This window comes from Streptomyces sp. NPDC050448 (assembly GCF_040655295.1).
Classification (GTDB): domain Bacteria; phylum Actinomycetota; class Actinomycetes; order Streptomycetales; family Streptomycetaceae; genus Streptomyces.
Genome location: NZ_JBFAJR010000003.1, coordinates 126,475 through 141,481, shown reverse-complemented (window position 1 = coordinate 141,481; position 15,007 = coordinate 126,475). Strand labels below are relative to the sequence as shown.

At 72.4% G+C, this 15,007-nt stretch carries 14 protein-coding genes; 11 read left to right on the top strand and 3 right to left on the bottom strand.

Annotated features, from left to right (window positions below):
* Positions 1–111 precede the first annotated feature (111 nt).
* Positions 112–657 (top strand): YbjN domain-containing protein, encoded by a 546-nt coding sequence (locus AB0I68_RS05535; RefSeq protein WP_363175883.1) that lies wholly within the window; start codon positions 112–114, stop codon positions 655–657.
* A 13-nt stretch (positions 658–670) separates the two neighbouring features.
* On the opposite strand, the gene AB0I68_RS05530 is transcribed toward AB0I68_RS05535, so the two are convergent.
* The gene (locus AB0I68_RS05530; protein ID WP_363175882.1) at positions 671–1,759 is read right to left on the bottom strand and encodes a hypothetical protein; all 1,089 of its coding nucleotides are present in this window, start codon (positions 1,757–1,759) and stop codon (positions 671–673) included.
* A 213-nt stretch (positions 1,760–1,972) separates the two neighbouring features.
* The gene (locus tag AB0I68_RS05525) at positions 1,973–3,190 is read right to left on the bottom strand and encodes a pyridoxal phosphate-dependent aminotransferase (protein ID WP_363175881.1); all 1,218 of its coding nucleotides are present in this window, start codon (positions 3,188–3,190) and stop codon (positions 1,973–1,975) included.
* Positions 3,191–3,908: 718 nt separating this feature from the next.
* On the opposite strand from AB0I68_RS05525, the gene AB0I68_RS05520 reads away from it, so the two are divergent.
* The 7 genes from AB0I68_RS05520 (at position 3,909) to AB0I68_RS05490 (ending at position 10,479) form a co-directional block, all read left to right on the top strand.
* Positions 3,909–4,451, top strand: a complete 543-nt coding sequence (locus AB0I68_RS05520) for a DUF2617 family protein (protein ID WP_363175880.1) — start codon at positions 3,909–3,911, stop codon at positions 4,449–4,451.
* Between the two features lie 140 nt (positions 4,452–4,591).
* Entirely contained in the window at positions 4,592–6,232 is a 1,641-nt protein-coding gene (locus tag AB0I68_RS05515) for a polyamine aminopropyltransferase (RefSeq protein ID WP_363175879.1), read from the top strand.
* Between the two features lie 47 nt (positions 6,233–6,279).
* Positions 6,280–7,170, top strand: a complete 891-nt coding sequence (locus AB0I68_RS05510) for an SRPBCC domain-containing protein (RefSeq protein ID WP_363175878.1) — start codon at positions 6,280–6,282, stop codon at positions 7,168–7,170.
* A 34-nt stretch (positions 7,171–7,204) separates the two neighbouring features.
* Positions 7,205–7,993: an aldose 1-epimerase gene (locus tag AB0I68_RS05505; protein ID WP_363175877.1), complete on the top strand. Its 789-nt coding sequence runs from the start codon at positions 7,205–7,207 to the stop codon at positions 7,991–7,993.
* 30 nt (positions 7,994–8,023) lie between these two features.
* Positions 8,024–8,587, top strand: a complete 564-nt coding sequence (gene pyrE / locus AB0I68_RS05500; RefSeq protein WP_363175876.1) for an orotate phosphoribosyltransferase — start codon at positions 8,024–8,026, stop codon at positions 8,585–8,587.
* 225 nt (positions 8,588–8,812) lie between these two features.
* Entirely contained in the window at positions 8,813–9,835 is a 1,023-nt protein-coding gene (gene fbaA / locus AB0I68_RS05495) for a class II fructose-bisphosphate aldolase (RefSeq protein ID WP_363175875.1), read from the top strand.
* 239 nt (positions 9,836–10,074) lie between these two features.
* On the top strand, positions 10,075–10,479 hold the full coding sequence (locus AB0I68_RS05490; RefSeq protein ID WP_363175874.1) for a hypothetical protein: 405 nt from the start codon (positions 10,075–10,077) through the stop codon (positions 10,477–10,479).
* An 85-nt stretch (positions 10,480–10,564) separates the two neighbouring features.
* Here AB0I68_RS05490 and AB0I68_RS05485 read toward each other — a convergent pair whose 3' ends face one another.
* Positions 10,565–11,857, bottom strand: coding sequence for a transposase (locus tag AB0I68_RS05485; RefSeq protein ID WP_363175873.1), 1,293 nt, complete (start codon positions 11,855–11,857; stop codon positions 10,565–10,567).
* Positions 11,858–12,056: 199 nt separating this feature from the next.
* On the opposite strand from AB0I68_RS05485, the gene AB0I68_RS05480 reads away from it, so the two are divergent.
* From AB0I68_RS05480 to kynU, 3 genes are all read left to right on the top strand, one after another.
* A complete protein-coding gene (locus AB0I68_RS05480; protein WP_363175872.1) occupies positions 12,057–12,470 on the top strand; it encodes a DUF3151 domain-containing protein in 414 nt (137 codons plus the stop codon).
* A gap of 263 nt (positions 12,471–12,733) precedes the next feature.
* Positions 12,734–13,579 (top strand): tryptophan 2,3-dioxygenase family protein, encoded by an 846-nt coding sequence (locus tag AB0I68_RS05475; protein ID WP_363175871.1) that lies wholly within the window; start codon positions 12,734–12,736, stop codon positions 13,577–13,579.
* The gene (kynU, locus tag AB0I68_RS05470; RefSeq protein ID WP_363175870.1) at positions 13,572–14,864 is read left to right on the top strand and encodes a kynureninase; all 1,293 of its coding nucleotides are present in this window, start codon (positions 13,572–13,574) and stop codon (positions 14,862–14,864) included. Before AB0I68_RS05475 ends, kynU begins: the two co-directional genes overlap by 8 nt.
* The last annotated feature ends 143 nt before the right edge of the window (positions 14,865–15,007 follow it).

The window sequence follows — 15,007 nt, the reverse complement described above, 5'->3', positions numbered from 1 at the left end:
CCTTATCGGCGGCTTACTCCTGTCCGCCCTGCGCGGATCGCACGTGTGGGGGTGGACAGGGGGTAGGAGCGATGGGGGAGGATGACATCATCCGCACGAAGGGAAATCACGGTGAGCATCGACCCGGCCTCGATTCCGAACTTCGGAGGGCAGCAGCCCGATCCGCAGGCCACAGGACCGGCGGGCCCCGTCGTCCCCGACCAGGATCTGGTCAAGCAGCTGCTGGAACAGATGGAGCTCAAGTACGTCGTCGACGACGAGGGTGACCTCGCGGCGCCGTGGGAGGAGTTCCGGACGTACTTCATGTTCCGCGGCGAGGACGAGCAGCAGGTCTTCTCGGTGCGGACCTTCTATGACCGCCCGCACGCGATCGAGGACAAGCCCCAGCTCCTCGAGTCGATCGACGACTGGAACCGCCGGACCCTGTGGCCGAAGGTCTACAGCCACACGCACGACGACGGCTCCGTTCGCCTGATCGGCGAGGCGCAGATGCTGATCGGCACCGGCGTCAACCTGGAGCACTTCGTTTCCTCCACGGTCAGCTGGGTCCGGGCCTCCATCGAGTTCGACAAGTGGCTCGTGGAGCAGCTCGGGCTGGAGAAGGAGATCGACGGCACCGACGGCGACGACAAGGACGGCGACGACGGCGACAACTAGCCGTCGCCGCCCGTCACAGCGGCACCCGGGCCACCAGTAGCAGGTACAGCCCGTAGCCGTACGAGAGCCCGGCCAGCCCCGCGGTCACCATGACCGCGGAGCGCGGCCGGGCTCGTGCCATTACGGCGGCGACCGGCAGGAGCAGCGGGAACGCCGGCAGCAGGAAGCGCGGCTTCGACTCGAAGTAGCCGGCCCCGCCGTAGGTGATCAGCAGCAGGACGCCGGTGTACGCGAGCAGCGGCAGCGGCATCCGGTCGAGCAGCAGGAGCACCGCCAGCAGCCCGGCCGCGGCCAGTACGGCCACGGTCACGACGGTGGCGACGGGTACGTGCCCGCCGGTCAGCACCCGCCAGACGGAGCCCATCGTGTACGAGCCGAAGTCGAAGCGGGAGCCCCAGCGCCGCTGCACGGTGAAGTACCCGGCCGGATCCCCCGTGCGTATCCCGACGGCCGCGACGTACGCCGCCCAGCCCGCCGGGGCCAGCAGCCCGGCCGCCCACACTTCGGGCGCCCGGAATTTCCGTACGAGCAGGGCGTGCAGGGCCACGGCGGACACGGCGGCGGCGACGGCGATCCCGGTCGGGCGGGTCAGCCCGGCGAGCACCGCGAGGCCCGCGGCCCACAGCCAGCGCTCGCGCAGCACGGCGTACAGGGCCCAGGCGGCGAGCGCGGCCAGCAGCGGCTCGGTGTAGGCGAGGGTCAGCACCACCGCGTGCGGGGTCGCCGCCCACAGCGCCACCAGCAGCACCCCGGCGCGCGCGCCGAGCACCAGCTCCCCGACCCGGTACACCCCGGCGGCGGCCACGGCGGCGGCGGTCCAGGCCACGAGCAGCCCGGCCCAGGGGGTGGCTCCGGCCAGCCGTACGAGCAGCGGGTAGAGCGGGAAGAAGGCGTAGTCGCTCTGCACCAGCCCGGAGTCGGCCCACATCTGGGTGCGGCCGTAGCCGTGCACGGCGATGCCGAGGTACCAGACGGAGTCCCAGGAGTGCCCGAGCACGCGGACGGGGCTCCGGCCGGCCCACCACGCCCCGACGGCGAGCACCACCGCCCCGCCGGCCCGGACGGCGGCGAACACCCCGAGCGCGACGAGGGCCGCGGGCACCCTGCCGGCCTGGAGCCGTTGCGGCCGAACGGAAACCGACACACTGCCCGTCGCCGTCATGAACCCCGTCTTTCCCGCGCTGCGCGTACGCCCATCCCGACGAGGAGAGCCTCGGGCACCCTAAAGCTCACCGGCTTCCTGCGGGCGTGAATGCCCCCGGAATGTCCGGTGAAATCAGTCCTCCCGCCCGGCGTCGCCGCGATGAGCCCGTGCTCAGAGCCGCCCCAGCCGGGCGGCGGCCTCTTCGAGGACCTCCGTCTTCTTGCAGAAGGCCCAGCGGACCTGGGTGGCGCCGGCGGAGCGGTCGTCGTAGAAGACCTGGTTCGGGATGGCGACCACGCCGCAGCGCTCCGGGAGGGCGCGGCAGAAGGCGAGGCCGTCCTTTTCGCCGAGCGGGGTGATGTCCGTGGTGATGAAGTACGTGCCCTGCGGGCGGAAGACCTCGAAGCCGGCCGCCGTGAGGCCGTCGGCGAGGATGTCGCGCTTGGCGGCGAGGTCGGCGCGGAAGCCGTCGTAGTAGCTGTCGGGGAGGTACAGGGCCTCCGCGATGGCGTACTGGAACGGGCCCGAGGAGACGTACGTCAGGAACTGCTTCGCCGAGCGGACCGCCGAGACGAGCTCCGGCGGGGCGGTGATCCAGCCGACCTTCCAGCCGGTGAAGGAGAACGTCTTGCCCGCCGAGGAGATGGTGACCGTGCGCTCGCCCATGCCGGGCAGCGAGGCCAGCGGGACGTGGGCACCCTCGAAGACCAGGTGTTCGTAGACCTCGTCGGTGATCACCAGGAGGTCGCGCTCCACCGCGAGTTCCGCGATCGCCGCCAGCTCGGCCGGGGTCAGGACCGTGCCCGTCGGGTTGTGCGGGGTGTTCAGCAGGAGCAGCCGGGTGCGCGGGGTGACCGCCGCCCGCAGTTCGTCGAGGTCGAGGGTGAACGCCCCCTCGGCTACCGCCGGGGGGGACCCCCAGGCGTGCGGGCGCAGGGTGACCGGGACGCGGGTGGCGCCGGCCATCGCGATGCAGGCCGCGTACGAGTCGTAGTACGGCTCCAGGGCGATGACCTCGTCGCCCGGTTCGAGCAGGGCGAGCAGCGAGGCGGCGATGGCCTCCGTCGCGCCCGCGGTGACCAGGACCTCCGTGTCCGGGTCGTAGGCCAGGCCGTAGAACCGCTGCTGGTGCTGCGCGATCGCGGTGCGCAGCTCCGGGATGCCGGGGCCCGGCGGGTACTGGTTGCCCAGGCCGCCGAGCACGGCCCGGGAGGCGGCCTCGGCGATCTCGGCGGGGCCGTCCGTGTCGGGGAAGCCCTGGCCCAGGTTGATCGACCCGGTGCGGGCGGCCAGGGCCGACATCTCCGCGAAGATCGTCGTGCCGAAGGACGCCAGGCGGCGGTTCAGGAGGGGGCGGCTGCCGCCCACGGGTGCGCTCATGGGCGCCATCCTGCGGGGAACCTCTGGACTTGCTCAAGTGTGCTTTGGCCCGGGTGGCCTGCGGGCATCCCCCCTTCACGCGGGCCTCGGCCCGTGAACGGGAACAGTCCGCTCCTCGGGGGACCCGGGGCGATGAACGGGGGTTGAGGGCCATGTCCTTCTTTGGTCTGTTGTTCGTGGGGCTGGTCATCGCAGGCTTCGTGGTCCTGGTGAAGAAGGTGTTCCGCAGCTGGACCGGATCCGGCTCCGGCTCGAGCTCCGGCTCCGGCTCGTCGTGGTGGGCGGGGGACGGCGGCGGTTCTTCCGGCTCGTGCTCGAGCGGCTCCTCCTGCGGTTCCTCTTCGTCCTGCGGCGGATCGTCGTCCTGCGGCGGCGGAGGATGCGGTTCCAGCTGACACGGGGCAGCTGGCGCCGCGTACGTCGGGCCGCCCGGCGGCGTTAACTGCCGTCGGGCGCGCCCATGTTCGGGCTCCCGGATCGGCCGTGGGGTGACGCGCGGGACGCGCGAGGTTGAACACGTGAACTGTGTAGCCCCCGGGGGGATGTAAACCCAATCAAGTTGGGTAAAAACGCTGTGAGTGCCGTGCCTTTCATGATTCCCTCGGTTGAGTAGACCAGTCCTCGGACCTCCCTGGACTTCCTGTGGACCCGTGCCGGTGCCCCCCACCCGTTGACCACCGCTGGCGGGCCCCGGCCCATCTCCCTCGCGCGTTTGCGGAGCCGACTCATGCTCACGACCCTCCAGACCACCTACACCGACACGCGTGCCGCCGATCTCGCCTGGGCCCTGGGTCGGGACCGGCTGCCCGCCCTGGCCGTACTGAACCTCGAACTGGTGGGCGCGAAGGTGGAGTTGCGCCTGCTCGGAGCCTCGCACCAAGTGCTCCTGGAGGAGGGCGCGGTGCACTGTTCGGAGACGGTCGCCTGCATGCCCGGCAGCAGTACGCCGCTGCCGCTCGGTGTGGCCAAGCGGATGGGCGACTGGGAGTACGAGTTCGCCGCACGGGTCGAGACCCTGTCGCAGGGCTCCTTCGCGGGGCGTGCGCAGGAGCTGCTCGCGCTGGTCGCGGATCACCCGAACGGATTGGCCGGAACTTTCCCCGGCAGCCCGCACGCCTTCACCGCCATGCTCGCGCAGCGCCACGAGGGACAGGTGCGCTGGCGGACCTGGCACGCGTACCCGCAGGAAGGCCAGTTGGTGGCCACTCGTACGAGGGTCGCTGTGCGCACGGGCGCGCCCGCCGGGGCCCTGGAGTCCGCCGCACGGTAGTGCGGGACTGGGCTGGGCGTTCCGGGGCGCAGGCGCCGCGGGCGCCCCCCGTGCGGTTACGCCAACCGGCTGAAACAGTACGTCACTTGCACCCATGTGGGTGACGGGATGTGGGTGGGTGGTGACGTACCGTTCGCTTCATGATCGACCGTTCCGTCCCGCGCCGGGTGCTCCCGGCTCCGCCGCCGCGGGGCGTGGCGACCCTCCCGGCCGCCCTGCCCGTACGGCCCCGGACCGGCCGACTCCTCGTCCTGGCCACCGTGTTCGTCTGCGCCGCCTGCGGGCTCGTGTACGAGCTGGAGCTGCTCGCCCTCGGCTCCTACCTCATCGGCGATTCCGTGACCCAGGCGTCCGTCGTGCTGTCCGTCATGGTCTTCGCGATGGGGGTCGGCTCCCTGCTGGCCAAGTGGCTGCGCAGGCGGCCCGCCGTCGGGTTCGGCGTCATCGAGGCGGGCCTCGCCCTGCTCGGCGGGCTCTCGGCGATAGCGCTGTACGCGAGCTTCGCCTGGCTGGGCGAGTCCCGGCCCGCACTCGTGGCCTTCTCCTTCGCGATCGGCGTGCTCATCGGCGCCGAGATCCCGCTGCTCATGGTCCTCATCCAGCGGATCCGCAGGCAGGACGCGGGCGGCGCCGTCGCCGACCTGTTCGCCGCCGACTACGTGGGCGCCCTGGTCGGCGGGCTGGCCTTTCCGTTCCTGCTGCTGCCGGTGCTCGGCCAGCTCACCGGCGCCATGCTGACCGGCACCGTCAACGCGGTCGTCGGCGCGGGCCTCGTCCTGTGGCTGTTCCGCCGGGACCTGAGCAGGCGCTCCCGCTGGCTGCTGATCGTCGCGAACGTCACCGTGCTGGCCGTCCTCGCCTGCGCGACCGTCCTCGCCGACGACTTCGAGCGGGTCGCCCGGCGCGCCGTCTACGGCGGCGAGGTCCGGGTCGCGCAGCAGACAGGCGTCCAGGAACTCGTGCTGACCGGCCCCGCCACCGGCTCCCCCCGCTCCCTCGACCTGTTCCTCGACGGCCGGCTGCGGGTCAGCGGCTACGACGAGTACCGCTACCACGAGGCCCTCGTGCACCCCGCGATGACCGGCCCGCACACCCGGGTCCTGGTCCTGGGCGGCGGCGACGGGCTCGCCGCGCGCGAGGTGCTGCGCTACCGGGACGTCGCCTCCGTCACCATCGTCGAGCTCGACCCCGGCGTGGTCCGGCTCGCCCGCACCGATCCGATGCTGTCCGCGCTCAACGGCCGGGTGTACGAGGATCCGCGCCTCGCGGTCGTCACGCAGGACGCGTTCCGCTGGCTGCGGGGTCCGGCTGCCCGTGACCGGTACGACGTCATCGTCTCCGACCTGCCCGACCCGGGCATCACGCCCAGCACGAAGCTGTACTCGCAGGAGTTCTACGGGCTCGCCGCCCGGGCCCTGCGCCCCGGCGGGCGGCTCGCCGTGCACGCAGGACCGCTGGCCACACGCCCGCGCACGTACTGGACGGTCGAGGCCACGCTGCGCGCGGCCGGCCTGCGCACCGCGCCCTACAGCGCGGGCGGCCGGCTCTCCGGCTTCGCCGCCGGCCCCGACCGCAGCCCCGGCACGAGCGCCGCGCCGCCGCAGGACTGGGGCTTCGTACTGGCCGGCCGGGACCAGGTCCCCGAGCTGCGCGTGGACCGCGACACGCCGGGGCTGCGCTCCTTGTCCACACAGTCCCTGCGGGACGCCGCCCGCGACGCGGAGCGCACCCGGGTGGCGGGCCTGCCGCCGTCGACGCTCCCGCACCCGCGGTATTCGTAAGTGCCGGACCGGGTGCGGGAGGGTCTCGCGTCGGTAGGCTCGACCACATGGAGCATCAGGTGTTCGTTCCGGTACCGGCAGACGACCTCCGCGCCGTGCTGCGCGACCCCGCCCGGGTGGCCCGCTGCGTACCCGGACTCCAGCAGGACGCCGACGCCGCGTCCGGGCCCGTGTCGGGCCGCCTCAGACTGCGGGTCGGCGGGAACACCGTCACCTACCGCGGGGCCCTGGCCGTCACCGAACGGGATCCGTTCCTCTTCGCCGTGGCCGGTGAGGGCACGGAGATCCGCGGCAACGGCACCGTCAAGCTGTCGCTCGGGCTGCTGCTGACCCCGGTGGCCGACGGGACCCGGCTGGGGTTCACCGCCGAGGCCGCCGCCGACGGGCGGGCCGCCGCCTTCCCGCAGGAAGCCACCGCGACCGCCGTCCGGCGGCTCCTGGACCGGGCCGCCGAGCAGCTCGCGGCACTGGCCGGAGCGGGGGAGCCGGTGACCGACGTCGTCGCCGAGGCCGAGGAGGCGGAGGGCGACGCGCCCGGCGCGGAGGACGGGGAGGACGACGGCGTCACGGGGGTCACGGCCTCCGTCTTCGACACCGATGTACCGCGCCCGTCCCTGGACCCCTTCATGGACGGCGACTTCGAGGGCCTTCCCGACTTCGGCCAGATCGGGGAGAGCGGGGAGAGCGGCGACATCGGGGAGACCGACGAGTTCGGCGCGGCCGCGCAGCCCCCCGCCGAGGCCGCCCACGCCCGCCGCACCATGATCGGCCGCAGCGCCGAGGAAGTGGACCACGCACCCCCGCGCGGCCGCTACGCCCCGGTCCCGGCCCCCGCGACCTCCAGCGCCGGCGCGAACCTGCGCTGGATCGCCCCGGCCGCCGCCCTGGCCCTGGCCTCGGCGGTCGTGGTCGGCCGGGCCCTGCGCCGCCGCCGCTGACCCTCGTCGGAGCCGGCTCGTTAGAGTCGGCCGCATGAGTACGCAACTGAGCGCAGGCGGCGCCGAGGTGACCGTCGACCAGGAGAACGGCTGCCGGATCAGCAGCCTGCGCATCGACGGCACGGAGCTGCTGCGCCAAGGCCGCCCTTACGGATGCTTCCCCATGGTCCCGTGGTGCGGGCGCACGGCGAACGGACAGTTCCGGGACGGGGCCGTCGTCCGCCGGCTGCCGATCAACCAGCCGCCTCACGCCATGCACGGCTTCGGCCGCGACGCACCCTGGCGCCCCGCCCGCGTCACCGGCACCGAGGCTGCGTTCACGTACGACCTCGTCGAGCCCTGGCCGCACGCGGGCCGGGTCACCCAGATCGTCGAGCTCGGCCCGGACTCGCTGACCCTCACCATGGGCGTGGAGACGTACGGGGACTCCTTCCCGGCCCAGGCCGGGTGGCACCCCTGGTTCCACCGCAACCTCGGCACCGGCGGCGAGGACGTACGCCTCGACTTCGCACCCGCCTGGCAGGAGGAGCGCGGCGCCGACCACCTCCCCACGGGCCGGCGCATCGAGCCGCTGCCCGGCCCCTGGGACGACTGCTTCGGCGTGCCGGACGGCGTCGAGGCCACCCTCACCTGGCCCGGCGCGCTCGAACTGAAGATCACCAGTCGGGCCGAATGGGTGGTCGTGTACGACGAGCAGCCCGAGGCCGTCTGCGTGGAGCCGCAGTCCGGCCCGCCGAACGGGCTGAACACCCTGCCGCGCCTGGTCAGCCCCGTGGACCCGCTGGAGATCTCCACGACGTGGACCTGGCGGCGGCTGTCCTAGTGTCGGCTCGGCGCAATTAAGCTCGGGGTCATGAGTGACGTCAACGAAGTAACGCCGTCAGGCACACGCGATGCGCTTCTGCAGCAGATCAAGGACAAGGCCGTCGTGCACGGCAAGGTGACCCTCTCCTCCGGCAAGGAGGCCGACTACTACATCGACCTCCGCCGGATCACCCTGGACGGCGAGGCCGCCCCGATGGTCGGCCAGGTCATGCTCGACCTCACCGCCGACCTGGACTTCGACTGCGTCGGCGGTCTGACCCTGGGCGCCGACCCGGTCGCGACCTCGATGCTCCACGCGTCCGCCGCGCGCGGCGCACGCCTCGACGCCTTCGTCGTCCGCAAGGCGCAGAAGGCCCACGGCATGCAGCGCCGTATCGAGGGCACCGACGTGAAGGGCAAGCGCTGCCTGGTCGTCGAGGACACCTCGACCACCGGCGGGTCCCCGCTGACCGCCGTCGAGGCCGTCCGCGAGGCCGGCGGCGAGGTCGTCGCCGTCGCCACGATCGTGGACCGCGGGGCCGCGGACGCCATCGCCGAGGCGGGCCTGCCCTACCTCACCGGCTACCGTCTCGCCGACCTCGACCTGGCCTGATCTCGCATTCTGGCCCCCCTGAGAACTGGTGACTCCGGTCCCCGGGGCTCCGGGGACCGGTCCTGACCTGCTCTTTCCCGGCCGGGCGGAGTGTTTCACGTGAAACGGATCACCTGGCACGGGTGGAGTGTCGCGCGGAGTCTGGAAAGATGAGCCCGACGGTTACGTCGCCCCCAGGTCAGGGCCAGCAATCGCACACTCCCCGCACATCCAAGGAGCGGACAGATGCCCATCGCAACCCCCGAGGTCTACAACGAGATGCTCGACCGGGCGAAGGCAGGCAAGTTTGCCTACCCGGCGATCAACGTGACCTCGACGCAGACCCTGCACGCTGCACTGCGCGGCTTCGCGGAGGCCGAGAGCGACGGCATCATCCAGATCTCCACGGGTGGTGCGGAGTTCCTGGGTGGCCAGTACAAGAAGGACATGGTCACGGGCGCGGTCGCCCTGGCCGAGTTCGCGCACATCGTGGCGGCGAAGTACGACGTCACCGTCGCGCTGCACACGGACCACTGCCCCAAGGACAAGCTGGACGGCTACGTCCGCCCGCTGCTCGACATCTCCGCCGAGCGCGTGGCCAAGGGCCTGAACCCGCTCTTCCAGTCGCACATGTGGGACGGCTCCGCCGAGACCCTGGCCGACAACCTGGCCATCGGCCAGGAGCTGCTCGCCAAGGCCGCCGCCGCGAAGATCATCCTCGAGGTCGAGATCACCCCGACCGGTGGCGAGGAGGACGGCGTCACCCACGAGATCAACGACGAGCTGTACACCACCGTCGACGACGCGATCCGCACCGCCGAGGCCCTGGGCCTGGGCGAGAAGGGCCGCTACCTGCTCGCCGCCTCCTTCGGCAACGTGCACGGCGTCTACAAGCCGGGCAACGTCGTCCTGCGCCCCGAGCTGCTGAAGGACCTGCAGCAGGGTGTCGGCGAGAAGTACGGCAAGAACAGCCCGTTCGACTTCGTCTTCCACGGCGGCTCCGGCTCCTCCGAGCAGGAGATCGCCACCGCGCTGGAGAACGGCGTCGTGAAGATGAACCTCGACACCGACACCCAGTACGCCTTCACCCGCCCGATCGCGGACCACATGTTCCGCAACTACGACGGTGTCCTGAAGGTCGACGGCGAGGTCGGCAAGAAGTCCACCTACGACCCGCGCACCTGGGGCAAGCTCGCCGAGGCGAGCATGGCCCAGCGTGTCACCGAGGCGTGCGCGAACCTGCGCTCGACGGGCACGAAGCTGAAGTAGGCAGTAAGCAGTAGCGACGACCGAAGGGCCCGGCCTCACCGTCTTGCGACGATGCGGCCGGGCCCTTCGGCGTCGGCACGCGGCTGCGTGGCCGGCCTCGACCTCCGGTCGACATCCCGGAGAGGTCGAGCGAGGATGGGAGAGCGGTCGCCTTCCGGCCTCCAGATCACAGCTGTGGCGATGATTGCCGGCACTTCTGCGACCCGCTTTCCCGGCTTCTCCCTGATGGGAGCACCATCATGCACCTGCACATCCGACGCGCCGTGGCTTCCCTGTTCGCGTCCTCACTCGCACTGTCCGGCGCGATCGCCCTCGCGCCCGCCGCCGGTGCGGTACCTGCTCTACCCGCTGCAAGCTGCACGGTCACGCCCTCCGCGGACGGGACGTCCGTCACCATCTCCGGCGAGGGCTTCACGGCACCTCGCAACCTCAACGACGGCGAGTCCACCGAGCCCTTGAACGTGGACGCGAATGGCAACTTCCTGCTGAAGCGCTTCCAGAAGAACGTCAACTACACCGTTCTCGCTGTCAAGGACAGCCAGAACTTCACCTTCGTGAACTGCAAGGTCGTCCAGTCTCCGACGAGCCAGCAGCCCAGCCCCAGCTCCAGCACAGGGCACCACCAGCCCCGCCACAACAGGTGAATCCGGCTCCCGCCGCCCCGTGGGGAGGGCGGCGGGAGCGAGTGAGCGGGTGAGCGGGTGAGCTCGGGGCCGCAGGGACGCTGTGTCAGCGGGCGGCCAGAGCCGGGTGGGGGCGAGGGCGGCGGACCGTGCCGTGCCGCACGGGAACCGGGGGCGCAACCGGCGCCAGGCAGCGGGCCGCGTGGGCCACTGACGCGAGGGTCACGTGTCGGTGCCAGCCCGGCAGGGAGCGGCCGGAGAAGTCCCGGAGGCCGACCTCCTGCACGCTGCGGCCGGCCGTCGCCGACACCGTGTGCGCCGTCTTCGTCATCCGCACCAGCACACCGGGCTCCGTCCGCAGCATGTCCGTCACCCACAACTGCGTCGGCAGCCGGCGGGCCGACTCCCACTCCCCGAACAGCAGCACCTCGCGCCGCCGCCCCGGTGCCGGATCCGGCACCATCACCCTGACCGCCGCCACCAGCGACGTCCGCCGCACCCCCGACGCATCCGGGTCGGGCCACTCCACCGGCATCCGCAGCCCCCTGACGTTCTGCAGGATGTCCCGCGCGGCCAGCGTCCCCGCGCCGAAGCCCGGCAGCCGCGGGTCCGTCACCAGCAGCCGTGCCTCGGGGCTGATCCGCCCCACCACCGGCACCCGCGCCTCCGCGAACCGGTTCAGCGTGGCCCGCGTCGCGATGTCCCGGATGTCCAGCACCACCGGCCGCGCCGCCAGGCCCGACTCCCGCAGGGTGTCCAGCACACCCGTCACCGCGCACTCCTCGTAGCCCTCGTACGACTCGGACTGTTCGGACTGCGCTGAATGTCCGGGCTGCTCGGACGGCGCGTGCACCGCGTGCGACGACACGTCCGAAGCCTCCGGCTCCTCGCCGAGGAACAGCCGCCACCCCACCGGCGTGACCATCCCCGGCGACGTGAACCACATCCCGAACGCCTGCTGCCCGCGGAACATATGCCCCTGGTGCGGGTCGAAGCGGTGCCCCGCCCCCACCGAGTGCTCCCCGCCCTTCGGGATCGCCATCGGCTGCGCGACCCACACGTTGAGCGGAGCCGACTGCCCCAGGTACTGCGCCAGCGCGGCGCGGATCGGCTGCCAGTCCCACGTCGACGCCGCGATGAAGTGGTGCAGGCTCTGCTCCGCCGCCGCGGTGCCCGTGCCCGCCCGCAGCTGCTGCGCGATGTTGCGGATCGACTTGCGGCCCTCCGCCGCGAGCAGCCCGCGTACGTACTGGCGCCCCCGCTCCCGCTGGTCCCTGCGCCGCAGGGACGTGAACACCGCCGCGCACAGCTCCTCGACGGCCTCGTCGGCGAGCTCCCGTCGTGCCGCCCGGACACCCTGGTACGTACTGCTGCTCGCGCTGCTGATGGTGGTGTTCACGACTCCCCCTTCGTCGATGGCCCTCCTACCGTCCGCCCGAGCCCCCCTCCCCGGGGAGGTGTGCCGGGCACACGGCTGGGCCGCCTGGCGGTGGGGCGCCCACCACCCCCCACCCGCGGGATCCGCCGCGGTGGTCGGACCACCGCCCGTACGCGGCGCCACCGCACCGCGGAGGGGCCCGATACCCCAGACTTGGTCCATGTCGATTCACCAGAACCTGCTCGGGGGCCCCGCCCCCACCCACCTCCCCGACGAGCCGGGCCGCGAGGCCCTCGCCGCGGGCACCCCCGCCGTCGAGGTGGCCGCCGCGCACCCGACCTCCTCCCTCGCCTGGGCGACCCTCGCCGACGAGGCGTTCGCCGCCGGCCGCACCGTCGAGTCGTACGCGTACGCCCGTACGGGCTACCACCGCGGCCTCGACGCCCTGCGCCGCGCCGGCTGGAAGGGCCACGGCCCGGTGCCGTGGGAGCACGAGCCGAACCGCGGCTTCCTGCGCGCCCTGTACGCCCTGTCCCGCGCGGCCGGGGCGATCGGCGAGAAGGAGGAGTTCGAGCGCTGCTCGACCTTCCTGCGCGACTCGTCCGAGACGGCGGCGGACGCCCTCGGCGCCTGAGCCGTACGGCGTCCGTACCGGGGTCCGTACCGGGGGTCGTACGGAAGCCGTACGGCCCCCGGACGCGCACACGTACGGGGTCGGGGCCTCGCGCCGGAGGCCCCGACCGGCCATAGTGTCCTAAAAGTGACTGTGACCCCGGTCACACCTCGCTGGAGAGCGCCCGGCAACCGGTCCTATGATGCGGGCAGGGGACCGGGGCTCCACTTCACCCATCGGAAGGAGCGGACCGCTACCCGGAAGCACGTGTCGAGGAGACAGCGATGTCGAACACCCTTGATGCCTCCGGAGCCGGTTCGGACACCCCGAACCTCGACTTCGACGGCACGACCCCGTACGAGGACTACGTCCAGGCGGACGTCCTCACCCACCTCCAGCACCTGCGCTCGGACGATCCGGGCGAGATGGTCTTCCTGGTGACGACCCAGGTCATGGAGCTGTGGTTCACGGTCATCGTCCACGAATGGGAGACGGCCGCGAAGGCCCTCCGCGAGGACCGCATCCCCGTCGCGATGGATGCGCTGAAACGATCCCTCCGCGAACTGGAGGCCCTCAACGCCTCCTGGCGCCCGCTCGCCCAGCTCACCCCGGGCCAGTTCAACGCCTACCGCGCCGCCCTCGGCGAGGGTTCCGGCTTCCAGTCGGCGATGTACCGCCGGATGGAGTTCCTGCTCGGCGAGAAGTCGGCCTCCATGCTCGTCCCGCACCGCGGCGCCCCGCGCGTCCACGCGGAGCTGGAGAAGGCCCTCCACGAGCCCAGCCTCTACGACGAGGTCCTGCGCCTGCTGGCCCGCCGCGGCCTGCCGGTCCCGCAGACGGTCCTGGACCGCGATCTCTCCCAGCGGTACGAGCCCTCGCCCGAGGTCGAGACCGTCTGGACCTCCCTGTACGCGGACCCCGACGCCCAGCTCGACCTCCACCGCCTCGGCGAGGTCCTCACGGACGTCGCGGAGCTCGTCTGGCGCTGGCGCAACGACCACCTGGTCGCCACCCGCCGCGCGATGGGCGCCAAGACCGGCACGGGCGGCTCGGCCGGAGTGACCTGGCTCGAGAAGCGCGCCACGAAGAACGTGTTCCCCGAGCTGTGGACGGCGCGAAGCCATGTCTGAGCCCACGACGACTTCCGCGGACCAGGCGCCGGCCGGCCCTGCCCGCCCGCCGCTCTCGCAGCAGGCGCCCGCACAGCGAGCCCCCGGCGGCTCCCGCTCGTCGGACCTGGCCGCCCGCGCCGCGGAACTGGACACCGCCGACGAGCTCGGCAAGCTCCGCGAGCGCTTCGACCTCCCCGACGGCGTCGTCTACCTGGACGGCAACTCCCTCGGCGCCCTCCCGACCGGGGTCGCGCAGCGTATCGCCCAGGTCATCACCCACGAGTGGGGCACCGAGCTCATCCAGTCGTGGAGCACCGGCACCTGGTGGACCGCCCCCGAGCGGATCGGCGACAAGCTGTCCCCGCTCATCGGTGCGGCCCCCGGCCAGACGGTCGTCGGCGACTCCACCAGCGTCAACCTGTTCAAGGCCCTGGTCGGCGCCGCCCGCCTGGCCCGCCCCGGCCGCACGCAGCTGCTGGTCGACGCGTCCACCTTCCCCACCGACGGCTACATCGCCGAGTCGGCCGCCCGGATGACCGGTCTCACCGTCGTCCCGGTCGACCCGTCCCACGCGGCCGGGGCGATGGGGGAGGACACCGCCGTCGTCCTCCTCAACCACGTCGACTACCGCACCGGCCGCCTCCACGACCTCCCGGCCCTCACCGCGGCGGCCCGCGCCGCCGGGGCCGTCACCGTCTGGGACCTCTGCCACTCGGCCGGCGCCCTCCCCGTCGACCTCGACGATCACGCCGTCGACCTGGCGGTCGGCTGTACGTACAAGTACCTGAACGGCGGCCCCGGTTCCCCGGCGTACCTCTACGTCGCCGCACGTCACCAGGCCGCCTTCGACTCCCCGCTCCCCGGCTGGAACGGCCACGCGGACCCCTTCGCGATGACCCCGGACTACACCCCGGCGGCCGGTGCGGTACGCGGCCGGGTCGGCACCCCGGACATCCTGTCCATGCTGGCCCTGGAAGCGGCGCTCGACGCCTGGGACGGGGTCGCGGTGGAAGCCGTACGGGCCAAGTCCCTCGCCCTGACGGACTTCTTCCTGGAGTGCGTGGCGGCGTACGTCCCGGCCGGGAAGGTCGAGTCCGTCACCCCGGCCGAGCACGACCGGCGCGGCAGTCAGGTCTCACTGCGCACCGAGAACGCCCGCGAGGTCATGGACGACCTGATCTCCCGTGGCGTGATCGGGGACTTCCGCGCCCCGGACGTCCTGCGTTTCGGTTTCACCCCGCTCTACGTCGGTTTCGCCGATGCGGAGCGTGCCGCCCGGACACTGGGTCACATTTTCGGGTGATGCAGGGGAGAAACGTCACGGCAACCGGGCGGGCGGGGCTTCGGCTCCGTCCGCCCCGCACATCCCGGCCGCCCACCACCGACGCTCCCGTTCCGGCCTGATACGGTCCCGCTCTGCCGAAACAGCAGTCCCACGCGTTACCG